The sequence below is a fragment of the Desulfovibrio desulfuricans genome, assembly GCF_024460775.1.
In the GTDB taxonomy this organism is placed as follows: domain Bacteria; phylum Desulfobacterota; class Desulfovibrionia; order Desulfovibrionales; family Desulfovibrionaceae; genus Desulfovibrio; species Desulfovibrio desulfuricans_E.
In genome coordinates, this window is record NZ_JANFYZ010000014.1 from 38371 (window position 1) to 61462 (window position 23092).

The following is a 23092-nucleotide window of genomic DNA, read 5'->3' on the forward strand; positions in this document are numbered from 1 at the left end:
CAGTAGTTACTGCCACAGACTTGCGAGGTGCAGCGCAAGGGCCTGTTCATCCTTCTGATCCTGTGTGCGCATGCTTGTCAAAAAATCCTGGGCCTGGGCGCATAAAGATTCCAGCGAACCCTCGTTATCCACAACTGTGTTGCAGGCGGCCATTTTGCGGTCTTGCGTCCATTGCCAGCCCTCAATAGCTTCCAGTTTGTCTTGCGTCCAGCCACGGTTAGCTTCTATGCGCTGCGCGCGCAGGGGCATGGCGCAGCGCACTCCGACAACGTGCGGTTCTGGCGAAAAGCTGTTTTGCCAGCCTGTTTCAAAATACAGAGGCACTTCGGCCACTGCCAGCGGCACACCCAGAGATTCCTGCTGTATCCAGAATGCTTCCAGCGCCTTGTGCGTCAGGCTGTGCACCATGTTTTCCACCTCGCGGCGCAGCACGGGGTTGGTGCGCATGGCCTCAAGCAGCGCGGTTTTATCTACTGCGCCGGCTGGAGTAAGCAGTGCGCTGCCGCCGATCTGCCCGATCCATTGTGCAGCCTCTCCATGGGGGGCGTACAGGGCGGCAACCGTTGCATCAGCGCTGAACACAGGCACGGACATACCGGCCAGGCACTGGGAAAAGGCTGATTTGCCGCTGCCGGGATTGCCCGTTACCACCACGCGGCGCATGCGGCGGCAGCCCTGAAGCGCGGCCATGAGCATGTCGTCCGGCGGCGGGCAGGCAAAATTCATGGCCGCGCCCGTGGCCGGGTGGATGAAGCTGATGCGCCATGCGTGCAGCATCTGGCGCGGGGCGAGGGCCTGCAAGGCTTTGGGCGCATAGAGCCTGTCGCCAAGCAGGGGATGCCCAATGTGGGTCATGTGTACGCGTATCTGATGCGTGCGCCCGGTATGGATGCGCACGGCAAGCAAGGAGAAGCGCCTGTCGGGCGCTGTCCACAGGGTTTTCCATTCCGTATGGGCTGCGCGCCCGCCGCGCGATTCCGGCACAACGGCCATCTTGACCTTGGCTGTGGGGTGGCGGCCAATGGGTTCGCGGCATTCGCCCTCTGCGGGCGGCCTACCACTCACAAGGGCCAGATATTCCTTGTGTACTTCCCTCTGTGCAAAGGCCGCGCTGAGTACAAGGCGATCCTGCTCAGTCAGTGCCACCAGCAGGATGCCGCTCGTGTCTTTGTCCAGCCGGTGCACTATGCCGGGGCGTTGGCCTTCAATCCTGCCCAGTTGCGGGAAACGCCCCAGCAGGCGCTGCACCAGGGTCTGCTCTGGGCAGGAAGGGCAGGGGTGCACTGTAAGGCCAGCAGGCTTGTTGCACACAACCATGTGTTCGTCCTGCCAGAGCAGCTCGAGGTGTCCTTCCTCAGCCTGCAAGGTCGTGGCGGTTTCCGGCAGGCGCAACGTGATGGTCTGCCCGGCCCGCATTTTGGCATTTACGCGGGTTTCCGGCAGGCCGTCCACCATGCAGTGCCCGGCCTGAACGGCTTTTTGCAACGCTGCCCGCGACATTTCGGAGGCAACCTGATGCAGCACGCGGTCCAGTCGCTGGCCGGCATCGTCGGCTGTTGTTGTATGGCGCAGTTCTGTCACTGAAGGGTATCCGCCGGGGTGCTCAACGTGCGGAGCCTGTCGGCAAACGTCGTTGTACGGTAAAGGTTTTTTAGCTCGGCGCCGGGGGTGATGGAGGTGACAACGGCCCTGCCGATAACAAAACGGCCATCTGTGTCGCTGCCCTCAACTGTGCGCACGCCCCACACATTGTGGAAAATGGCGGGGCGTCCATTATACTTGCCCACATACAGCATGATATGCCCGCGCATGCCCACAAGGCTGAGGAAGGGAACTCCGTTGCGCAGAATCTGTTCTTCCTTCTCCTCGGTTGTCATGCCCTCAAGCATGTTAACCGCGCCAGTGCGCGCCTGCGCCACGGAGTTGCGCGGCAGCCAGATGCCAAAGGGCGTGAACAGTTCGCGCGTGAGGGCAGAGCAATCCCTGTCGCCGAACATGCCGCCCCACCCATAAGGCTGGCCGATCATGAAATTGCCCACCTTGGCCACGTTGCCAGGGGTCATGCGCATGGGCCACGGAACGGCGTCTGCTGTAGTAAGCGACGCCGGGGCCAGTTGGGCCATGCCGTCTGCTCCGCGTATGGGCACAAGCAGCTCAATTGCGGCCTGCCCGCCGGAGCTGGCGTCTGCGGGCGAGGAATATCCGCTACGCATGGGCAGCAATGCTCCGATATTGGCTAATATGGAACCTGCTGGCGTGACAAGGTTCACGCGGTCGCGCACCAGGGCTGCAAATGTGCTGTTGCGGTACATGTATCTGAATTCAGGGCTGACTGGGGCCAGATCTTCGTCCGCCACCCAGCCGCCAGCCACGGGGCATTCCACATAGTGCCAGCGGCCATCACGGCTTGTGTGCGCGATAAGCACCGGTGTGCCCACGGGCAGCAGGGAATATTGAAAATAATCAAAGGGATTGGCTTTGGGATTTGGCGTGGGTTCGGAAAAACGCGCTTCATTGGTGGGCAGTTCGCGCAGATTGGCGTTACGCACGGTTATGGCTGCCTGGCTGCGCGAGGGGTAGGAACCCAGAGCCGCGTTGGCGCTCATGGCATCCCATTCCGGCTGCGTCCAGCGCACATCGCCAATTTTGTAGCCGCGCGCCTTGTTGAACAGCACCGCCACATCACGCTTGCGGATGGAGGTCTTGGCCATTTCCCACGGGCCAAAGGTGATGCGCATAAATCTGGCCGCCTGATTGGCCTGCTCGGCAGGAGAAACAAGCAGTTTGTCTTCTCCTGCGGCCTTGGCGTACACATCCAGATTCTGCGGGTAGCGCCGGAGGTCTTCCAGTGTCCCCATCCACGTGGGCATGTCGCCGTCGCGTGTGGGAATAACCTTGCCGCCGCATGCGGCCAACAAGGCAAAACAGGCGATAAGCAGGGGAAGGTGAAGACGAGATTTCATGAGGGCTGCTCCTTCCTTCAGATTTGGGCCGCCGCCAGCGGCAACTCCATACCTAGCACCTTGAACGCAGGTACGGCAACGGCTGATTTTACCGCCCTGCATATGAACTGCTTGACAAATAAGGCTTGAGGGCCTTATTTAACTCCTCGTTGTCACCATCGTCTATCCGGTTAGGACGGCGGCCTCTCAAGCCGCTAAGACGGGTTCAAATCCCGTTGGTGACGCCAAATTCAAAGGCGCTTGCAGTTTATGGCTGTAAGCGCCTTTTTTATTTATTTAATTTATTTCTTCGCGGAGGCTAAGCGCCCGTCTTTGAGGCAGAGTCAACCACATAAAGTGCAACGCGGTTGGTGCAGATTGGCACACGCGAGCAGAGAGGGCAAAATAAGGGAACGAGATTACAGCCCAGCTTTATTGTATTTTTTACGCTGCAATCCGGTCGAAAACTGAATGATGTGCCAATTGGGCGTTCTGGCGCTCACCGGAGCAACCTCGGAGGATGCGGCGACAGGCAGCGGAATTGCCGTTTGCTTTACAGCACGGGCAGCGTGCTTGCGTCAGGCGACGGGGGTATTTTTTGCACTCACCAGTTTCAACGATTCGAGAAAATGGCGGGCAAAATCGGGGTACTTTTCGACCAACGTGGGTAGAACAGGATTAAATTCTTCATCTTGTTCTCTGCTGGAATCATACATGAGGCAATCTGCAAACACACCGTTAACAAGATCGAGGAGAATTGATTTGTATTTATTGTCAAAGTGTTTATTGATGATGTCGTAAACCTCAATTTCTTTCTGGCCTACTGTAGCCCTATGCTTCAGGCGATCCACTTCTGAAAGATAGTAAATGCCTTTTTTGTGTCTGCGATACACACTCATTATCTTGTTGATAAAGCCGATCTTTCCCAATTCTGCATGGAGCAGATGCCAGTACCAGTCACCAGGGCAGCAATCGGGTCTGAACCACTCGGGCAGTCCGTTCCGAAACCGCCAGCGGTACACAACAGAGTTGGTTTGGATAATATTGCATTTGAGCAAGTCGCTTAAATAATAAAAAGGTTTGATACCGCGCGGAAGCTGCTCCACAGGTGGGTATACACGCTCGTGTTTTGAGTCGTCCTCGTACACGACCTTAACAGGGTGGAAACACAGGGCGCAGTCCTTGTGCTGATCCAGAAACTCTACCTGAATTTGTAGTTTCGCGGGGTCGGCAAAGTAATCGTCCCCATCGCACAGCGCCGCGTACTCCGTACGGCACATGTCAAAAAGAGCCTGAACGTTTCTCCAGCCGGCCTTGTTTCTGTCCTTGCGAAATACGGGCACAATATGTGGGTATCGGGCCGCAAAGTCCAAAATGATTTTCTGCGTGCCATCGGTTGACCCGTCATCGGCAATGATATGCTGAACAGGAAAGCTGGTTTGCTGTGCTAGAACGCTTTCAATGTTTCGGGCAATAAACTCCGCATGGTTGTATGCAAGAGTGAGCACTGACAGCCGTGGCTCTGGCGCTATGCTGATGCTGGAGGGCAACGGTTCTGCTGTGTTGTCGCAAACATCGTGGAGGGCTTGCTGCACAAGGCGCTGGTCGTGCTGGAGGAAATGCGCAGGTATGGCGTCCAGTTCAGCCAGACGTGCCTGGGCGAAGTCCGTATCCAGATGCTGTGCTATGTTGAAGGCGGTTGCTGCATCAAGCCCCAAAAAAGGTTGCCAATCCGGCTCCGGCTCCGGTTCGTCAAAAAGGCGCTCCTGGCCCAGCAGCCGGGCAGCCTCCAGATTGTCCGCCTGCCGCTGCGCCAGCAGCTCCGTGCGGCGTTTTGGCCCAAGCAGGCTATGAGGTGAAGCCGGATAGTCGCTGTTTATAAACCGGTGAAGCTGGGTGGGCCAATGGAAGACAGTATTGGGAGGCAGTGGAAGGGTATTATCCATCAACGTTGTCTGGGCAAAACTGAGGACTTCGCGTGGAATCATCGGAAAGCACAGAGGCTGATAACTGTTTACCCAAAGTGGATTTTTTATATCTATATGCAGTAAGGCCGCTACATCTTCAATTGTTATAAGCGAGTTGTTTTTTTGATCAAAAGTGCGCAGCAAATATTTAATGAAATCGCTGAAATTGTTTTCGCAAAAAGTATTTCTTACGTTATAAAAGCGGTTAAATTCAAGATTGCAAAGACGAAACGAAGTATATGAATAGTAACGTTCAAATATTATATCATCGCGTTGTGATTTATCGAGAGCAATGCTCAGCGTCGCGTCCGGAAAAATATGTCTGCATGCCTGCACAAGATTGCGGAAGGCGTATACTCTTGGCCGGATAGAAAGTAGGCCCAAGCATAGCGTATGGGCCTCGTGCCCGGTTGCTTCCTTCTCAATGTTTCGTAGAGCTGCTGGCAGTCTGCTGTCTCCATGCTTTTCGCACAGTTCATTTATCTTGGTAATATATGCGGAGCTGTGTGCTGTTGAGCAAAAATCTTCAGCGAAAAAAAATCCTAATTCAGTCAATTTTTCATGAAATGTTTTGTTTAGAAACGAGAAAAAAAACTGCTCATGAGTGCCTGAATAGAGAATTATTTTGTTTATCATACTGATTTACATTGATTGTTAGTATAAAATGACTGGATGTATGTTGGCATTGCTTCCAAAATATTCCCATATATTTCTTAGCATGGCGTCGTGATGCTGTGCTCGGGTGAATAAAATTATAGGTATGTTTTTATTTTGGTCTGCCGCAACTTGCGGGGGGATCACGGAAATGCCATCAACGCTTGGCGTTGCTTGTGCAAATTCTGGTGACAGAATCATGCCTTGAGGGCAGAGGCATGCAACGCTCTGTTTGTAATATTCATAAGCTGCTCCAGCTCCCCAAAACCAGACTTTTTCGCCAGAAATTTTTTTAGCCATGCGGAGGTAGCATTCCCGCAATGCTTTGTTTCTTTTGTCGTGTCTTGCTTTGAAGTATGTCAGAACCAGTGCCCCGTCATTGGTCTGAATATCGATTTCATGGAGGCCAGCCTTTTTACATAGCGCGATATGCTCTTGTATTGATCTTTTCCATCCCCATAATTGAACAGGCTTTTTTAGTAAAAAATGATTAACCAGGGTTGGGATTGTTGAAATAAACTGTTCAATGTATCTGCGTATAGAAAAATAATAATGTTCATATGTTGAATGGATTATTATGATGCCGTCTTTATTTAGATAGTCGCCAAGGCTTTTTAAAAGATCTACCCATTGTGTATTTGACATGGAATAATCAACTTCAATGATATATATAATATCAAATTTGTCTTCTTTCTTAAGACATTCTGGAACAAACCCGATACGCAAGTTATTTTTCAAAAAATTCTTGTCTAAAAACGATGGTATTTCTTCAGATAATTCTGTGCAGTATAGTGTTATATTGGGCCGCTCTTGCAATAATCTGTGCTCAACATATCCATTTCCGCAAGAAATACTTAGAACTTTTTTTTCAGAATCTACGTCGATATTTTGGAGAATGTTATCAAGAGATTCCTCCTTAAACAACTTGTAGGTTTCACTAAGTTGATCTGGGGAAGTGTATCTTTTCTGAAATTCTTCATAAAAGGAGTTATAAAATAATTTATCAGCAATTTTAAAAAAAGAAAGTTTTGAAAACGCAAAAAACGGAATATAGTGCCAGTGCCATTGATATGAACGCCTCATGACAACACCCTTTTCATAATCTGACTTGGAGTGATTGGTCGCTATGTATGCGTGCGCACCTGAAACAGAGCATTTCTATGCAATTACAATTCATATTGCTTAAATGTTGGATCCAGAAAGCAGGTTATGCCAGCGAGGCATGCCCAGAGTAATGCAAAAAAAGTTGTTTGCTCTGGTTGGTTTTATTGTGTGCAGCGCTTGAACAAGTTCACTTGCATTTTTGACAGAAACTCTTTCCGCCACACCTTGTGTAATGCTCATGTCAAAATTGTTTTCAGGGACGCATTCTATAAGTGGCAATTCTCTATAGCAAGCGAGCAATCCCACAGAGGTTGCGCTGTCGGCCACAACAACCGTGCCTGGCGTCATGTGGCTTTCGATGGAGCCGGAAACCTGCCTTGGCGGAGTATCAAATAATTGGGCCAGCATGGCGTCCACAGGAAGGTATGGGTGCGGTTTGATAAGCACGTTGCCCAGCAGCGGGTGGTCTGACAGGCGCATGGCCTGCGCCAGAATGGTCAGTGTTCGCAGTGCTTCCTGTGCAAAGTAGGAAGTTGCGACAAGAATGCGCCTGAACAGCGTGCCATGCAGCGGCGGCATTGATGCGGATATGCCGATAAAGCGTGTTGCTTCCAGCATGCCAAGGCGGTGCTCGGGAAAGCCGCTCTTGTGCATGGCTTGATACGCGCCGTCGCTGTTGCAGAAAAATCTGTCAGGCATGCACTGGCAAAATTCGTTAATATCCCAGGTAGGTTGTGCAACAAAAAAACGAAAGTCCGCATCCCGGATGACGGAATGCTGGGCAGCGTAGATGCGCCTACAGCCAAGGTTGCGTTGCTCTCGGAATAGCAGCCTTTCCCATGATTGCAGCTCAGATGAGGTTACAACGGTGTCCTGAGGGCCAACAAGGGCGCAATAGCGGCGTATGCCTTCCAGGGTGAAGCACATGCGCATCAGGTGCTCGCCCTGGGTGGATTCCTTCCAGATGCCAGCCAGCAGGGGATACACGTTGAGGCATGAATCGGGCCAGCGCATCGTTGCTGGCAAATACCGCAATAATCCCCGTGCATTCCAGGCAACACGCATGGCCCACAGCCATGCCCTTAAAGCTCCCCGCGGGGTGAGGCATTCTTCCAGAAAGGTCATATCGACATTGTCTGGTTCGTTCTGCAACAAGTTGTCGCGCAGGCGGATATTTTCCGGGGCCTTGCTCACAGGGTCGCCGTGAATGAAGAACCAGTGCACAGGCTTGCCGCATTCTGGGATAATATCGTGGATACTTTCCCAATATTTTGAACGAAAGCGCCCCTGTTTTGCCGCGTTTGCGTCTACATTGGGAAACCAGGTGCCGAGCAGCAGGCCGGAGCGCTTGGCAACTTTGGGTGCTCTGGGAAATAGTGAACGAACTTTGCGCCACCAGTGCCATGCGTGGCGAGTGATCTGGAATGCGTTTATTGTCCGGTTGGCTATTGCGCTGCGGCGAAGGCGGGTCAGTATGTCCTGAAGGGGGGATGCGCCAGTTGTGGCGGTAGTGGCGGAATCTGTGCTGGAGGGTACGCAACGGCCTGCTTGATACGCGCCCGCGGGGTTTGCCTGCATTGGCGCAAAGTGCTCAAAGGGAATACGCTGGCTTTTGCAGAGTTCGCGCACAGTACGCGCAAGCTGCGTATTGTTTGTGTGCAGGCAAACAGAAGACGGTTGCATGCCGAGCAACAGATGTTCCAGCGCGCGCAGCTTGAAAACTTCAAACAGGTTGGCCCCAAAGAATGCTGGATGCCGTTCAAAAATTCGCGTCAGCCACCAGAGGGAGAAACCGTCAGGCAGCCGTAGATAATCGCGCAATGGGCGGCCATTTATGGAATGCTCGCCAAAATTGTGCACAAAGCAAAGAAATTCCGCCCGTGTATCATGAAAATAGCGTTCTTGCAGGTCAAGAATACTGTCTATGGAATCATTTTCTGAAAAACGATCCCACAGAAGTATTTTCCCGCTACATTGGGGCGGCGGCATTGCGTCAACAATGTGCAAACATTCCATATGGTATTATTGGCGGTTCCAGATGCAGTTGTAGGTATTTCGATATGGCGATGCGTCATAAAAGTCCGCGTGGGCACGGACGGCAAGCGTAACATCACTAGCTCTGCTCAAGCCCTCCACATTTCGTTGAATCGCTCAGGTATGCCGGAATAATCGAAATTTTATTGTCTGTTTGATGGTGGATGTTGATGGCGGCGTGTCAATGTCCTCCTTTACATTTAGCAACAATTCATGATTTGGAGATTTATCTGTTTATATGTATGTCGTGTAGCAATGCAAGGCTGGAATAATTTGCAGCTGCATCATCGGTCATGGCCTCGCGTGCATTGGCGGCATATCTCGGGTATTTCTTTATCTATCAAATAATTTTTAAACATTGTGTGAATAGATTCCTGACTAAGGCATTCCGAGATTGTTTGTGATGCAAGATTGCCTATCACCATACTGTCATATTCGGTTTTAATATACGTGCATCCGCACAACTTCAAGCTTCCATCGGCAAGAGTACATAATTGTGGTGTATACAGCTTTGGGCACAGGCTTTGAGTATTACTGTGATCGACAATCTTTATTCTTGAACCGGCTTTGGAAAAAATTTGCCCAGACCAACTGTCAAACTCAAACCGATTCAGCTCGTTGAAGATGATTTTGTTATCAACAAAGTATTTTACATGTTTTTTGTAGTCATCATCGTTAACGACATCCTCATACGTGCGGTTGGAACGGAAGCCAAAGCCGATATGCGTTTGTGGACAATTTTTTTCTTTATACTGAAAAAAGTTGATAAGCGCAGGAAAGAATTCATCGTAATTGTTAACGCCAAACAATGTGGCATATGCATCAGCAGAAAATCCAGGCGTTGAAATATATATACGTTCAGGATGAAGATTCAGTGTTCTTTCCACAAGGTTCCATTTGTGAAAGAGCGTTCCATTTGTTGTTATATATGCCTTGAGGCCAAGACTCTTTGTATATGCTATTTTTTCAATAATGTTTCTATCGGTAAAAACTTCCCCTGTTCCAATAAAATGGATGATCCCATCCTTCCTTTCTTTATAAAAGTCGTCAGCAATTTTTTTAAAGAGTTCAAAAGACATGATGCGTTTTTTATCAATATTCAGGCTGTATTGGCAAAAAACGCAGTTTGCATTGCATATATTGCTATTCTGAACAGGGATACACTGGGGAACCGGCAGGGGAACAAACGTGTGCCGCAGTGCGCAGCTTGCCTGGGAATGCAGCTCTGCCTTGGTGAGCATGTTTTGCATTTTTTCTTTTATGTCAGGGGCGGCCTGGCCCAAGGCCTGACAGGCCTGGTGCGGGTATTCTTCCGCATACCAGCGCAGAACGGCATCCAGCGGAAAGCCCGCAGGCATGGCTTCCGGATAGGGCAAAGCGTTGCGTAGAGCGGGGATTATGAGTTCTTTCTTGTCTTCGCTCTGTATCTCCGGCAGCAAGGCAAGCCATGCAAAAGCGCCGGATGTACCTGGGGTAAGCAATCTTTGCGCCAGTTCTATGGTGGGTTCCGTTATGTGTTCCAGTGGATCTTGTTCACCATTATTCCGTTTGTCGCAAGCTATGAGCGCCAGTACATGTTCCAGTGCCTTTATGGCGTTTCTGTCTGAATTGGCGCGTTCATACTGCCTGTACAGCAGCAAGGGGGTCCCGGCTATGCTGGCGATGGCGCAGCCGTTTTCAAGCAGCCTATGCCACAAGTCGAAATCCTGCACATAGTTCAGCGCCGGGCAGTATCCCTTCACTTTTTGCAGCGCTTCCGTACGGAACATGGCGGCTGGGTGGGGAATGGCGCGTCCCTGCCATGTGTAAATATCGAGGTTGATCATTTCGGGGGTGCAGGGGGGGCGCCATGACCAGCCATTTGGGGTTCCGTCCTTGTCAATGCCAAGGATACTGCCACCAAGGGCCGCCACATCTGGATGCCCCTCCATAAAAACAAGCTGACGGTAAAACCGGTCGGGCAGGGCTATGTCGTCCGCGTCCATCCGGGCGACATAGGGCGTATCCACTAGAGCAAGCCCCTTGTTCAGGGCGCCTGTTTGGCCGAGATTGCTCTCGTTCGTCACAACCCGGATGCGCGAATCATTGCGCGCGTGCTCGGCCAGGATAGCTGCCGTTGCATCCTCTGAAGCGTTGTCGATGATCAGAAAAATGAAGTTGGAAAATGTTTGGCCCAAAATGCTTTCCACGGCTTCTTTGAGGTGCGCCTCTCCGTTGAAAACACTCATAAGAACCGTAAGGGGCGGTTTGGTGTACTGCGGGAGCTGTGCCCTCTGATCGCTGCTGCTGGCATAAAAGTCTTTATCCAGATGCTGCAGAAAGTGGAGCAGGGGATTGCGTCCAGAGGCCAAAGCGTCTGGAAAGGCGCTCAGATACAGGAGTGGATCAAAAAATTCGTTGGGGCGATAACCCTTTCTGGGGCCGTAGCGCAAAAAATGCACAAGGGGCGGCATGGTGGCGGTACGTCCCAAAAGGTAACAGCGCCTGTACCATGCCTCGTCAAATAGTCCGCTTTCTTCCACCAGACGCAGTTCCTGATCTGTGGGGCAGGCATACACGGGAAGATCATCGCAGCAAACGGGCTGGATGTTGGCGCGGGGGATCATTATTCAAATCTCCTTTGAAAGCTTTTCCATAATTTTGAGGCGGCTGTACGCGCGGCCTCGGCATACCAGCGCAGAGTGCCGGGCCATGGCCTACCGAAATCGCGGAATAGCCATTCCCTTCGGGCTGCCGCAGAAAGCCGCGCCATGGATGCAAAGGGTTCTTCGCTAAAGGCGTCCATGCGCGTATGCCCCTTGCTGGATGCAGTGCTGAGCAGTAATGCTTCCCACTGGTCGAAAATCGGCCCTGGGGCATATTCTTGCGCGGTCTTTAAGGCTCCTTGAGCAAGCGTGTTGCGTAATGCTGCGCTACCCATGGCTTTGGCCAGGGTGTCGGCAAGGCTTTGCGGGGTCATTTCCGGCGCCAGGAGGCCGTTTTCGCCATCTTTGATTATGTGGTTCACGCCTGCGCACCCGGCAAAGCCAATGGCAGGCGTCCCCTGCGACATGGCTTCAAGAACGGTCAGTCCAAAACCTTCGCAGCGCGAGGGAATGCAGAAAAGCTGCGCCTGAGCGAATATGCCCAGCGCCAGGTCGGCAATGCCGCGCATGCGTATTGCCGATTTTGCCGGACTTTGGGCGATGGCTTTGAGGATGGCGTTTTCCTCTTCGCCATAGCCCCATATATCCAGCATCCAGTCGGGAAAACGGTCGTGCAGCAGGCCAAAAGCTTCAACCAGTAGTGGTATCTGCTTGACCGCAGCAAAGCGCCCAAGGCTTACCAGGGTGAGGGGTTTCGTTTGATGTTTTGCCGCAGGGGCAACCACGTCTGGCGCAGAGTTGGGAATAAATGTCACCCGATCATGCAGCCACGCGGGCAAAGAATTGATGAACTCTGGCAGGAGCAGATGTATGGCGTCAGCTCCACTCATGGCTGCCAGCCTTCCTGCACGACTCCAAAACTGTTCCACCCGGGCCGGAAAGCTGTGCTCGGAGTATACCAGTGGAATGCCTGTTCCCATGAGGACGACAGCCCAATAGAGTTGCATTGCTCCACCCTGCATGGAGAGGGCAACATCGTAATTTTCTTGTGAGATTTTTTTTCTCAGCAAGGCAATATTTTCGTGCTTGTCTGACAGGCTGACCCTGAACATCCGTATACGAGCGTCAAATTTGTACGGAGGCTCTTTTTTTGATGTGGCAGAACTGTAAATGCTGACCTCATGACCCCGCGCAATCATGGCATGTGCCAGTTCCCATGTGAACTTGGGCCCCCCGCCATAAAGCCAGTAGTGCATATCAAACAATATGCATATTCGCAGAGAGCGCTGCCCTGCCAACGCGGCAGAAGGCGGAGCCGATAGTCCAGTTTCCATGGTCGGCTCAGATTGACGATTGTTGTATTTTTCTCACGGCAGCGATCATTTTACCTTCCAGCCCTGGCGAAGGCGCAATGCAAAGCCGTTTTAATATGTAGTTTACGTCAATGATGTTGTCTCGAATCAGAGGAGAAAACACATTATAGCTATCATAATTTTTTGAAGAGTCTGGCGGTTGTGGAATAAAAACGTCGTCGCAAAGCAGTATTCCGTCGTCAGCCAGCAGGTGCCAGGAATTGCACAGGTCAAATGCTACATCCGGATAGGTGTGTCCGCCGTCCATCCAGATGATGTCAAATGGACCGGAAATGTATTTGGGGAGCAGAAAACTGTTTTTCTGAATAAACGTAATGTTGTCTGCCTTGAGATTCTTTGCGCGCTGTTCTTCGAGCGTACGTTTTTTGTCGGGATTTTGCCGGCCATAGCTTGAGATATATCGCTGTGAATCATCAGGCAGGTCGCACGTGACTATCTGCGCATGAGGGTACAGCGCAGAGAGAAAAGCTGCGGTATCACCGGAAAAAGTGCCTATTTCCAGAATCCGCCTGACTTTTTCCGGTGCAATTGCCGCCAGCGCCAGCCAGTGCTGGGAGGCGTTTTCGCACATGTCTTCATGGAAAGGGCCAGCCATGCCCAGAAGCGGCAGGGTTGCATTGGTTCTTTCAATGGCTTTTTTATAATCCCAGCCTATTTTTTCAAAACGCGCGGCCTGCAAAATGAAGGCGCTTTCAGACGGAGTATCTGCCAGCTCTATTTTTGCCTTGATAGCTGCAACGTCCTGGCTGGTCAGGTTGGCAAAACTCGCCGGGATGTCTTCCTGTTTGTCCAGAACACGCCCCGTCAGCCTTTTGTCGATCTCCACGCCGTTCCAGGTGCCCTTGTGCAGGCAGGGGAGGTCTTCAATGCCAAGCCATGAGGTAAGACGCGCCATAACGGTTGCCGTGTCGCAAACAAGATCCGTAAAGTCGATTGTCATAAAGCGGTCAGGCTGCTCGTTGGCAAACCGTGCAGCAACGTCTTTTGCCTTGATCATCCGCCTGAGCCAGTCAGATTTGAATGTTGTCAGCTCCTCCAGCGCCTCCTCGGCCGAAATCCCCCGTGTGAACGCTTCTCTTTTGCTGTGGGCGTACAATACTTCCTGCATGTCGCGCATGATATAGACGATCTTGGCCTGCGGATACGTTTGCAGGATGATTTCAAAACGGAAAAAGTCGACCTGGGGCATGCTCACGCCCCATTTGGCCTGAGGGGCATCGGGCATCAGGTACTGCCCCAGTGCGGAATACACTTCGCTGAAGACAGATTGGGCATCCAGCCGCTCCAGAGTGGCGAGCCTGTCCATAAGGGTTTTGTCGAGCCCATAAAAATCAAGGTTGAAAGGCAGCTTGACGATATTGTCGCCCGAAACGGTAAAGGGAATGTACCCTTGACGGGCGAAGCCCTCCAGGTGGCTCCAGCGCCCAGCGCATGTCAGGGCCGCACGGGCATCGCACAACTTTTCTGTTTTTTCGTCAAAATGGTACAGCATGGGCGGCTTCCAGGCAGACAGGTAGCACAGGGCCGAGGCCATGAAATCATGCCAGAAGGAAAAGCTGAGTACGTCAGGATGCCCATTCAGCAGCGAGGCCAGCAGGCCCTTGCCTGAAACCTGCGAGCCGCAGAGGCAAAGAGGGGAAATTGTGCTCTTGTTCATCTATGCCTCCAGGGGGGCCCAAATGATTTCACGCTGTTTCAGGCCGTAGCGTATCAATGCCTGCTCAATGCCGGGCATGTGCAGCCTGCGGGCAAAAACTACAATGGGCAGATTGCCGTCCTTGGCAAACTCTTCCGCCATGTGCTCGGGGTTGCGTATTTCCAGCCCGTCCACCTTGGCCGGAGCGCTGCCCACGTCCACCAGAAAGCAACGGGCGTTCACATTGCTGAAAAACTGGCGGTATTGACGCCATGCGGCACCGCAGCCCCAGAAATAAACTTCTCGGCCAGCGAGGGCCTTGGCGCGTTTTTCCACCTCGCCCAACAGAACAGTGTTGAACAGGGTATGTATTTTGTCGGGCAGGGCGGCCAGCTCTTCAAAGGAACAGTCCTCGCCGGGAAGCTGCGCAAAAGCCTCGTCGTCAAGCAGGCAACGCAGATAGAGCATCAGGCCGCGATAGTAGAGATGCCGCTCGTGCCTGTGTTCAGGCAGCACGAATGGATATTGGTCGTACAGGGCATCAAAGGGCAGCCCCTGATACAGAAAGTATCTGCGTTTTGGGGCGAGGTGCGGCCCTTCAACTATGGGCAGGTGAACAACCCTTTTGAGGGCTTCGGCGTATTCTGCGTCCGTATCCACGCAAAACAGGCTTTCATCGTTGTCCTTGAGGCGCAACGGTACGTTAAAACCTTTGAAAAACGATGGGAGGTCCTCGTCCTCAACAATGTCTTCGCGGTAGTTGCCGGGGTACCAGGTCTTTGCATAGCGCTCTATGGTGTCCACATCGTACTGTTGATCCACAACACTTACCTGATCGTTGAGGCGAATCAGCTTGCGTTTGCGGAAGTCGCCCAGCAGGCTTGGGCTGAAAAGCTCGCCTCTGTGGCCAAGTAATTGACGCTCGCCGGGCAGGCACATGCCGCAACGCGGGCAAAGCTGGCTGACCTGTTCCTGAAACTCATGCGGCTTGCGCTTCCACCATCCGGCCTCAACGGGCCATGCGTTGGCGCCGTCAAACAGCAGCATGTCCAGAGCTGCGCCCACTTCGCAAAAGTAGGCTCCGTGAATGTTGACGGTGGGGCTCCAGCAGCGTTGCAGCCAGCAGTTGTTGATGAGCTTCCACATCAGGGCCTTGTCGGGTACGGCCTCTTCTACTGCAATGGTCAACGGGTGATGACTGCACGAGGTCATCTGTTCTTCGTTATGGGGGTTAAAGCGGATGGTGCGGTAGGTGCGCGTCATGTCCGAATTGGTTTCCGGCCACTGCGTCCACGGATATTCCGGCTTCCAATTGTACAGCGAATTGGGATCCAACGGCGTGGTGCTGACGGTCTTGGGCGTGCTGGGCAGGCCAGACGTGAAGATGTTCAGCTTTTCCTGCGGCAGATGTTTGCGCAGCAGAGCGTTGATTTCGTCAAACTGCGGGTGGAGCAGGGGTTCGCCGCCGATGATGCTGACCTCTGTGGGCCAGTCTTTATAGGCAAGAATAGCGGCCTCTATTTGCTCCAAAGGCATGTGACGCCGTTGATCCGGTCGCAGATGGCGCTCATATCTTGTGCAGTATACGCACGAGTGGGGGCAAACAGTCGTAATGTCGATAAGTGCGCTCCAGCGCTTGTAGATATAGTCCACAATTATACTCCGGATGTAGCAATAAATGTGTTGTAGTCGCGCTCGTCAAGGACGGATTTCGCCTCACGATGCCAGATTGAAAATAGTGGGCCGAGAGGTGTCATCCAGTCGCTGCGGTGTACTGCGCCGGGGGCGAAACGCCATGGTTTGTTGCAGTTAAGGTAGTGCAGAAAAAACGGCACATTACCAGACAGCACAGATCCATTAAACATGTTAAACCTGTCATCAAGCGGCATGCAGAAATTTTCATCCAGCATGCAAAAGAAATTCAACAGAGTTTCTTCATTATAGAAGAGAAATTCCGGGCCTATCTTTGCATATGCCTGAGTGCTTTGCCGTGAAAACTGTATTTTTGCCAGTGCTGCATTGTTAGCAAAAACTACGCCAGGATTGTTTAGGGGGGCAAGCCAGTTCCGGGGGGGGAAGCCCTAATTCCTTTTCAATGCCTGTATGATTGTCGGTAATGGAAAAAGATCTGGCAGCAGGGTTGGCCCCGCTAATGGCAACATAGGGCGTGCGGGCAAAAATTTCATTCGGGCGGAAGGGCTGCACGCAAACAATGTCGGCGTGCAAACCCAGGCTGAAAGTATAGCCCCGCTCGTAGAGCATCTCTGGAGCAAAAAGTTGCACATAGGCTTCGGGCGTTGTGTGCATGTGCTTGATGTCAAAGCTGTTTCCATCGCCGCTATGCAAGACTTCAATATCATATTTGCGCAGCAGTGCCTTTCCTGCGTCTGACAGACGGTGGGCATCGGTAACAAAAAATGCATCGGCTTGTGCTGTTCGACGGCGCGTTGATTCCAGCGCCACAATGGCGGGGAAAAGATAATTTTCATCGCCCGCGCAAAACAGGGCGTAGTCTTTTTGCCTGCTTGCGGTCATCGGCAAGGGGCCAGTTGGCTCTTCTTGCTCAAAAATGTGGCGCAGGCCGTGCAACAAAAGATCTTGGCGGGCCAGAGCGGCCTCGCTGCGCGCTTGCGCCAGGCCAGCTGCAACGCTGCTGCTGTCGCTGTCATCAAAGTCACTGCCGCCGCCACGGAAAATAAGACGCACGTTGGGCAGGGGCGGGGTAGCACCCTGTGCTCTAGAGTCGGCCTGATGCGCCGCTTTGCGCAGCACAAGCGATGCCCAGAAATCAGCGGTGAAGCATGAGCGTGCAGGAGTCAAAGCGTGCTGCGCCGCGGTTGTGACCAAGGTATCAGGGCCGAACGAAACAGGCGAAGGCGTAAGCTGCACAACGCTTTTTCCAAACCAGCGGGCCTCATCAAGCCTTTTGCTGTTCAGACCCACCACCGTGCTGATGGACGGGTGCGACAGCATCATGACAGTATTTTTTAAAAAAAGATGGGGTGCTGGCAGCATTACTGCGTTCAGTTCTTGGCGCAGCAGCGCTTCATCCTGCCCGGAAAGGCCGGGCCCGGGCGTGTACGGCCCGTTGCGGTTCACATATGCCAGAACAACAGGGTGCTGTTCCGCCAGATCCCGCAGTGTTTGCGCGTGCGCGCTGAAGCTGTCGCGCTGATTGTCCGGGGTCAGAGGCAGGGGATCCATCCAGTCCTGAGCCAGCACAAGCAGGGAGTTTTCAGGAATATAGTTTAAAAAAGCATTGGGGGCGTAGCGCGCTTTCTGCCAGTCTGCGCAGCGTTCTATCTCTTCATCCTCCAGGCAGTTGAGGCCCAGAGTTTGAGCGATTTCCGGCACATTGGTGGAAAAAGCAAAAACAAGATCGGGCAAGAAACTCGCCGGATGGATATGGGCATTGATCCAGTCTATACCGCAGGCGGTGAGCACGCTGGTTGTGAATGTGGAAAGGCTGTAGCCAACCACAAGCACATTTTCGCAATGCTGGGCGTTGGTAAGGATGTGCTGCCTGGCAAATGCGCAGGCCTCTTCAGTCACGCCTTGGCGGCACAGGCAAAGCCAGTCGTTCTGCTCGGGGGCCGGAGTGCCGTTGGCGTTGGCGTAAAAACGGCGCACATCCTGCCGGGCCTGATCGTTGTGCTGTACCAGCCGTACGGAAAGCTTCGTGCCCTGAGCTGCTGGGAGGCGGCAAAGATGGAAAAAGCTTTCGGCAAAATAGTGCCAGTGCATTTCTGCTTTTATTGGCGAAAGGGGTCTGACTGGCGGCAGCCGAAAAAAGTCGCCCAGAAAAACCACTTCGCGCCAGTGCGCGGCGGATTGTTGCTTTGCGTCCATGATCAAAACGGCTTGTTGGGCTTGGGTTGCAAGGTTTGCAGGCAACCGAGTATTTTTGCGGCATTGTGACGGTTGCCGAGCAAAAGCACCTTTATGAACGTGCGGGCATCCGTATGCCGCAGCATGGCGTCAAGGGTCGCGTCTGAAATGATCATTCCGTCCTTGTTAACCGCCGCCGTGCTTGCGTGCCCCACCTTTACGCTCAGATGTTCCGTCAGCACGTTGCGTAGCGCATCCTGCAGGGATTGCGGGCATCCGTGCTGCTCAAAGTAGGCGGGCAATTCCTGCAACATATGCCATACGTAAGTGGCGCGTTCCGGCCCTTCAGCGAATTTCATTCTTTCGTTGGAAAAGTCGTAGGCATAGCCGTAGGCTGCGTGCGGGCTGCCAACATATTTTTGGGCATGAAAGGCTGTGGTCAGGCAGATGCAGGCGTCTTCCACAAAGCGCCGCACACTGCTGCGCTCCAACGCATCGCACGCCTTTAACGCAACGCTGCGGGAGAGAAATTTGTTCCAGACCGTGGACTGCTGCTGGAAATTGGGTGAGGTAACGTAGGTTTGAAAGATGTCCTGTCCCGTCAGATGCTCTACGGGCGGATCCATGGTAAGAAACCATGCGGCAAAACTGCCATCGGCATTGATGCGGGCAGTGCGAAAGTGCAGAATATCCGGCTGCTCGCGTTGAAAAAGAGCCACGTTTTTGCCCAGTGATTCCGTGCCCCATATGAGGTCGTCGGCATCGGCAAAACCAATGATGTTTCCTTTGGCGGCCCGCATGCCCTCTAATCTGGCCCGCATAGTGTAAATGGGGGCAGTATGCGGCAGAAGGGTTATATTGAGTCCCTTCGTTCTATAGGCTTCGACCAGTGGCAGGCACGGCTCGTCCGAGCAGTCATCGACCAGCACTACCTCAATATCCTTGAAGTCCTGAGCCAGGACACTGTCCAGAAGATGGGGCAGGCATTGCAGATGATTGTGGTGCGGTACGATGAGCGAGAGTTCCGGCATGGTCAGTCTATCCTCATTGCCGGGTTGCCCGCCATGCGCCAACCATCGCGGCAACCTTTATAAATGTACGCGCCTGGCGCGATAATATTGCTGTTGCCGATGTTTGCCCCTGGCAGCACAACGGAGCGCACCCCAAAGGCGTTTCCATCGCCAATATGCGTATCGCCCAAAATCAGGGCGTAGGGTCCAAAAAAGTTGCCATCGCCAATGACAGCGTCATGCCCGACAACAACCGCGCCATTGAAATAATTGGCATTGCCAATGATTGCATCGCACGAAAAATGGCAGTTGGCAGTGACAATCATTGCTTCACCCACATGAGCGCTTTCGCCCACGTAGGATGACGGGTGCACGAGGTTGCAAAAGCTCGCGCCACGCGCCTTCCACTTGGCGTAGGCCTTGAGGCGCAGCTCCGGTGAAGCGATGCCGATGACAAATACATCATCCTGTTCAGGAACGAAGGCATCGTCCACGCCTATTTCCATTTCTGCAAGGTTGCGCAACTTTTGCGGATAGCCTTCAAAGGACAAAAAACCCTTGAAGCGCAGTCTGTCGCCCCAGATTTCCTGCGCCATCCAGTAGCATTCTCTTGCTGCCGAAGAATTGCCGATGATTACAAGATTTTTATCCATCAGTAGCGTCCGCCGTCCATAACTACAGTTTGGCCTGTTATCCATTTACCGGAGTCACTCAGCAAAAATACTATAGTCTGGGCCACGTCTTCGGGGGTGCCAATGCCCAAAGGATAGGCTGCCAGCGCCTGATCGCGTGCATCAGGGCTGAGCATTGCGAAATATTGTTCGCTCATGGGTGTGCGGACCATGGCCGGAGCAACTGCGTTGATCCGTATGCCCTGAGGGGCCAGCTCTCTGCTCAGGCTTATGGTTGCCGCCTGTATGGCCGCCTTGGCGCCGCCATATGCCGCAAGCCCGGCTTCTTTGGCAAGGGCGGCGGCTGAAGACAGAAAAATAATTGAAGAACCCTGGCCCATGTTATTGCGCTTGTCGGCAAAGCCTCTTGCCAGCAGCAGGGGCGCATGGACGTGTATATCATAAAGGCTTGCAGCAGCGTTTCTGTCGTACGCGCGCAGGGGCATAACCGCGGCATAGCCCGCGCAACAGACCAGAGCGGTCAGTTTGCCGTATTTTTGACGCAAACCGGCAACCCATTGCGGCAGTGAATCCATATCCTCTTGCAGGTCGCGTGGCTCAATGTGTAAAAATTCTTGATGCGCGCATGAATTTTTCAGGTTCTGGAGCCGGGGCATGTCGCGTCCGCTGGCAATGACGGTAGCTCCCATCTGGTTGCACAGAAGGGCTACAGCCATGCCAATGCCAGAGCTGGCGCCTGTGACAAGAACGCGATTTTCCGGCGTCAGCATGGTCATGCGATTTTGCCTTCCCCAAGGCTCATGAGGTCTGCAACGGTGTTCACGTCTTTGTATTGCGAAAACCGGGTCTTTACCCCAAGTTCTTTGTCAAACAGGGCAATGCACGACATGATTGACAAAGAATCCCATTCCTCCATTCCTGTGAGCTTTGTGTCGGGAGTAATCGGGGTGTCCGTCTGCAAAATATCTTGCAGAGTTGCAAAGAATTTTTTTTGCTCGAGCATTATAATTCCTCCTTGGGAGGGGGGGGCGTTTTTTTTCCTGTAATTTTGTTTTGCCAGTAGGCCAGGTATTCTTGCTGCGTCATGGTATCTGCTGGGGGATCAAAATCAGAAACACCCGTACAGACAATGGTGTCTGTATCCATAATGGCTGATGCCCAGGCAAGCCCTACGCCGAATCCGCACAACATCAGGCGCTGTTTTTTACTGAACTCAATCTCCTGCCACGCATCGCACAACGCTGTTGGTATGGAGGCTGCGGCAGTGTTGCCGAATTTGCTGAAAGCCCCCATTATTGTCTTTTGCTGTGAAAAACCAGCAGCTTCCGCAATCATGGACATGATCTGCTTGTTAGCCTGATGGGGTACAAACCAGTCGATGTCTTCCGCGTTCATGCCTGCCCAGGCGAGTGTTTCAATGATATGCGGCGGAACCGTGTTGACCGTAAAGTCAAAGATGGCGCCGCCATCCATAAAAATGTTTGTCAGTCGCCAGGGCGTGCCGTTGGGGTCGTGCAGATACTCGCAGTATGCGGCATAGTCTTCAACATTTTTGGGCAGGGGCAACCTGTAGCCGCCAGCGGGAATCATCAGGGATTCTGCGCCGCCGCCATCAGAACCCAGAGAGAACCACGACCGCCTCTCGATCTCTGAATACTCCACAATGGTGGCACTGCCTGCATCGCCGAAAACCGGTGTGACTACCCGGTTATCTCTGTCAAGCGTCTGGCACATGCCGTCCCCCACCAGCAAGAGTACCCGTGAGGCTGCCCGGCTTTCCACCAGAGAAAAAGCAAGCCAGAGACCGTAAACGTAGCCGGAACAGCCCTGATTTACGTCAAAAGCTGCACAGTGTTGCGAAAGACCCAGCTTTTTTTGAAGAATGCAGGCCGTCGCGGGCAGTATGTGGTCTGGCCGCTGAGTCAAAAATATGATGGCATCAATTGAAGTACGCTCGATTTTCATATTGCTGAAAAGGATTTCAGCCGCCTGACGGCTCAAATCGGAAGGCGTAATACCAGGTTGAGACACTCGACGGCAATCCATGCCCACTATTTTGGTCATCCGGTTGGCTTTTTTAATATCGCCATTAAAATATTGCAGTTCATCTTCAAGGCGGATTTCGTCTTTGGGAACTACGGTGTGTATGCCGGAAATTTTTGCATGAAAAAATTGTGATTGCGCCATAATCTAACCTTCCAGGCAATGGTTGATGCAGTGCGCTATGCGCTCTACAATTTCTTCCTCCAGCCCCGCATAGAGAGGGAGGCAAAGAACCCTGCGCGCTACGCTTTCTGCCACAGGACACGGCAATGCATTTTTGATGTAGGGCAGCGTGTTCAATGACGGATAAAAGTACCGCCTGGGGAAAATATTATCCTTGGCAAGGGTATGCACAATTCGTTCCAAAATTTTTTCATCATCAAGAATTACGGGGTAATATGCATGATTCCAAATCAGGCCCTGGCGCAGGGCCGGTCGTCGCAACCCCTTGTCTGGCAGAAGGGTATCATACATTGCACTAACAATGCTGCGTTCTGCAATATTTTCACGCACTTTATCAAGAATGCACAAGCCCATTGCGGCATGCAGCTCGGAAAGTTTGGCGTTTATACCAAGCCGGAAGTGCTGATTCCCCTGATGCCCATAGGCGCGCATCAGCAGAAAGGCCTCTCGCGCTTCGTCTGTTTGGGTGACAAGGCAACCGCCTTCTACAGTATTGAACACCTTGGTTGCGTGAAAGCTGCATGCAGCGGCGTCTCCATAGCTTAATAGGCTACGGTTGTTGTACGAAGCGCCAAAAGAATGCGCTGCATCATACAGGACGCGCAGGTCATGATTTTTAGCCAGTGCATCAAGTGAATCTACATCGCAAATATTGCCGTAAATGTGCACTGGAAGAATACCAGCAGTCTCTGGGGTGAGTCTTTCGGCAACACTTTGGGGATCAAGGCAACAGGTTTCCTCGTCGATATCGGCAAATACAACGTTGCAACCTTCCCAGAGCAATGCTGAAAGGGTTGCAACATAGGTAAAGGGTGTCGTGATGACTGTTTTGCCCGCCATGCCAAGTACATGCAGGCCCAGCTGCAAGGCTATGGTGCCGTTGGCGCATACATTGACTCGTGGCGTTTCCAGAAACTGGGCGAGCCGAATCTCCAATTCTTGTGAAAAGGGGCCATGATTTGTCAAATGCTGGGAAGCAAAAATTCGCGAAACATAGGCAGCATATTCTTGCTCTGTTGGCATCAGTGGACGCGTGACGTAACAAGGAGTGTTCATATGAACCCCGATATTTTGCGGGTAAAACTGCTAGCCTTCCCCCAT

Annotated in this window: 16 protein-coding genes and 1 tRNA gene; 1 reads left to right on the top strand and 16 read right to left on the bottom strand. The window is 52.6% G+C overall.

Features of this window, described 5'->3' with window-relative positions:
- Nucleotides 1-6: 6 nt before the first annotated feature.
- Nucleotides 7-1581 (bottom strand): dephospho-CoA kinase, encoded by a 1575-nt coding sequence (locus NE637_RS13185; protein ID WP_227119232.1) that lies wholly within the window; start codon nt 1579-1581, stop codon nt 7-9.
- On the bottom strand, nt 1578-2963 hold the full coding sequence (locus NE637_RS13190; protein ID WP_227119233.1) for an NlpC/P60 family N-terminal domain-containing protein: 1386 nt from the start codon (nt 2961-2963) through the stop codon (nt 1578-1580). Before NE637_RS13190 ends, NE637_RS13185 begins: the two co-directional genes overlap by 4 nt.
- Before the next feature lie 151 nt (nt 2964-3114).
- Between NE637_RS13190 and NE637_RS13195 the strand changes: the two genes are divergently transcribed.
- Nucleotides 3115-3190: transfer RNA gene (locus NE637_RS13195), tRNA-Glu, on the top strand.
- A gap of 330 nt (nt 3191-3520) precedes the next feature.
- Here the strand turns inward: NE637_RS13195 and NE637_RS13200 are convergent.
- The 14 genes from NE637_RS13200 to NE637_RS13265 form a co-directional block, all read right to left on the bottom strand.
- Nucleotides 3521-5545 (bottom strand): glycosyltransferase, encoded by a 2025-nt coding sequence (locus tag NE637_RS13200; RefSeq protein WP_227119234.1) that lies wholly within the window; start codon nt 5543-5545, stop codon nt 3521-3523.
- Nucleotides 5546-5563: 18 nt separating this feature from the next.
- The gene (locus NE637_RS13205; RefSeq protein ID WP_227119235.1) at nt 5564-6646 is read right to left on the bottom strand and encodes a methyltransferase domain-containing protein; all 1083 of its coding nucleotides are present in this window, start codon (nt 6644-6646) and stop codon (nt 5564-5566) included.
- Between the two features lie 99 nt (nt 6647-6745).
- A complete protein-coding gene (locus NE637_RS13210) occupies nt 6746-8683 on the bottom strand; it encodes a TIGR04326 family surface carbohydrate biosynthesis protein (RefSeq protein WP_227119236.1) in 1938 nt (645 codons plus the stop codon).
- Nucleotides 8684-8985: 302 nt separating this feature from the next.
- The gene (locus NE637_RS13215; protein ID WP_215648712.1) at nt 8986-11307 is read right to left on the bottom strand and encodes a glycosyltransferase; all 2322 of its coding nucleotides are present in this window, start codon (nt 11305-11307) and stop codon (nt 8986-8988) included.
- Nucleotides 11307-12620 (bottom strand): glycosyltransferase, encoded by a 1314-nt coding sequence (locus tag NE637_RS13220; RefSeq protein ID WP_306666375.1) that lies wholly within the window; start codon nt 12618-12620, stop codon nt 11307-11309. Before NE637_RS13220 ends, NE637_RS13215 begins: the two co-directional genes overlap by 1 nt.
- 7 nt (nt 12621-12627) lie before the next feature.
- The gene (locus tag NE637_RS13225) at nt 12628-14316 is read right to left on the bottom strand and encodes a class I SAM-dependent methyltransferase (RefSeq protein ID WP_256267754.1); all 1689 of its coding nucleotides are present in this window, start codon (nt 14314-14316) and stop codon (nt 12628-12630) included.
- Nucleotides 14317-15948 (bottom strand): radical SAM protein, encoded by a 1632-nt coding sequence (locus NE637_RS13230; RefSeq protein WP_256267755.1) that lies wholly within the window; start codon nt 15946-15948, stop codon nt 14317-14319.
- 369 nt (nt 15949-16317) lie between these two features.
- On the bottom strand, nt 16318-18144 hold the full coding sequence (locus NE637_RS13235) for a hypothetical protein (protein WP_256267756.1): 1827 nt from the start codon (nt 18142-18144) through the stop codon (nt 16318-16320).
- Nucleotides 18145-18146: 2 nt separating this feature from the next.
- Nucleotides 18147-19154: a glycosyltransferase family 2 protein gene (locus NE637_RS13240; RefSeq protein ID WP_192113801.1), complete on the bottom strand. Its 1008-nt coding sequence runs from the start codon at nt 19152-19154 to the stop codon at nt 18147-18149.
- Between the two features lie 2 nt (nt 19155-19156).
- Entirely contained in the window at nt 19157-19786 is a 630-nt protein-coding gene (locus NE637_RS13245; RefSeq protein ID WP_215648702.1) for an LbetaH domain-containing protein, read from the bottom strand.
- Nucleotides 19786-20541 (bottom strand): SDR family NAD(P)-dependent oxidoreductase, encoded by a 756-nt coding sequence (locus tag NE637_RS13250; RefSeq protein WP_227119535.1) that lies wholly within the window; start codon nt 20539-20541, stop codon nt 19786-19788. Before NE637_RS13250 ends, NE637_RS13245 begins: the two co-directional genes overlap by 1 nt.
- Complete coding sequence (locus NE637_RS13255; RefSeq protein WP_192113804.1) at nt 20538-20768, bottom strand: phosphopantetheine-binding protein; 231 nt, start codon at nt 20766-20768, stop codon at nt 20538-20540. The genes NE637_RS13250 and NE637_RS13255 overlap by 4 nt, the downstream gene beginning before the upstream one ends.
- On the bottom strand, nt 20768-21952 hold the full coding sequence (locus NE637_RS13260; RefSeq protein WP_256267757.1) for a 3-oxoacyl-ACP synthase III family protein: 1185 nt from the start codon (nt 21950-21952) through the stop codon (nt 20768-20770). Before NE637_RS13260 ends, NE637_RS13255 begins: the two co-directional genes overlap by 1 nt.
- 3 nt (nt 21953-21955) lie before the next feature.
- On the bottom strand, nt 21956-23047 hold the full coding sequence (locus NE637_RS13265) for a DegT/DnrJ/EryC1/StrS family aminotransferase (RefSeq protein ID WP_227119506.1): 1092 nt from the start codon (nt 23045-23047) through the stop codon (nt 21956-21958).
- Between the last annotated feature and the right edge of the window lie 45 nt (nt 23048-23092).

Excerpts from the sequence above, each read along its gene's own strand:
- NE637_RS13190 (WP_227119233.1), bottom strand. The coding sequence starts at position 2,963 with ATGAAATCTCGTCTTCACCTTCCCCTGCTTATCGCCTGTTTTGCCTTG.
- NE637_RS13200 (WP_227119234.1), bottom strand. The coding sequence starts at position 5,545 with ATGATAAACAAAATAATTCTCTATTCAGGCACTCATGAGCAGTTTTTT.
- NE637_RS13205 (WP_227119235.1), bottom strand. The coding sequence starts at position 6,646 with ATGAGGCGTTCATATCAATGGCACTGGCACTATATTCCGTTTTTTGCG.
- NE637_RS13210 (WP_227119236.1), bottom strand. The coding sequence starts at position 8,683 with ATGGAATGTTTGCACATTGTTGACGCAATGCCGCCGCCCCAATGTAGC.
- NE637_RS13215 (WP_215648712.1), bottom strand. The coding sequence starts at position 11,307 with ATGATCCCCCGCGCCAACATCCAGCCCGTTTGCTGCGATGATCTTCCC.
- NE637_RS13220 (WP_306666375.1), bottom strand. The coding sequence starts at position 12,620 with ATGGAAACTGGACTATCGGCTCCGCCTTCTGCCGCGTTGGCAGGGCAG.
- NE637_RS13225 (WP_256267754.1), bottom strand. The coding sequence starts at position 14,316 with ATGAACAAGAGCACAATTTCCCCTCTTTGCCTCTGCGGCTCGCAGGTT.
- NE637_RS13235 (WP_256267756.1), bottom strand. The coding sequence starts at position 18,144 with ATGGACGCAAAGCAACAATCCGCCGCGCACTGGCGCGAAGTGGTTTTT.
- NE637_RS13240 (WP_192113801.1), bottom strand. The coding sequence starts at position 19,154 with ATGCCGGAACTCTCGCTCATCGTACCGCACCACAATCATCTGCAATGC.
- NE637_RS13245 (WP_215648702.1), bottom strand. The coding sequence starts at position 19,786 with ATGGATAAAAATCTTGTAATCATCGGCAATTCTTCGGCAGCAAGAGAA.
- NE637_RS13250 (WP_227119535.1), bottom strand. The coding sequence starts at position 20,541 with ATGACCATGCTGACGCCGGAAAATCGCGTTCTTGTCACAGGCGCCAGC.
- NE637_RS13255 (WP_192113804.1), bottom strand. The coding sequence starts at position 20,768 with ATGCTCGAGCAAAAAAAATTCTTTGCAACTCTGCAAGATATTTTGCAG.
- NE637_RS13260 (WP_256267757.1), bottom strand. The coding sequence starts at position 21,952 with ATGGCGCAATCACAATTTTTTCATGCAAAAATTTCCGGCATACACACC.
- NE637_RS13265 (WP_227119506.1), bottom strand. The coding sequence starts at position 23,047 with ATGAACACTCCTTGTTACGTCACGCGTCCACTGATGCCAACAGAGCAA.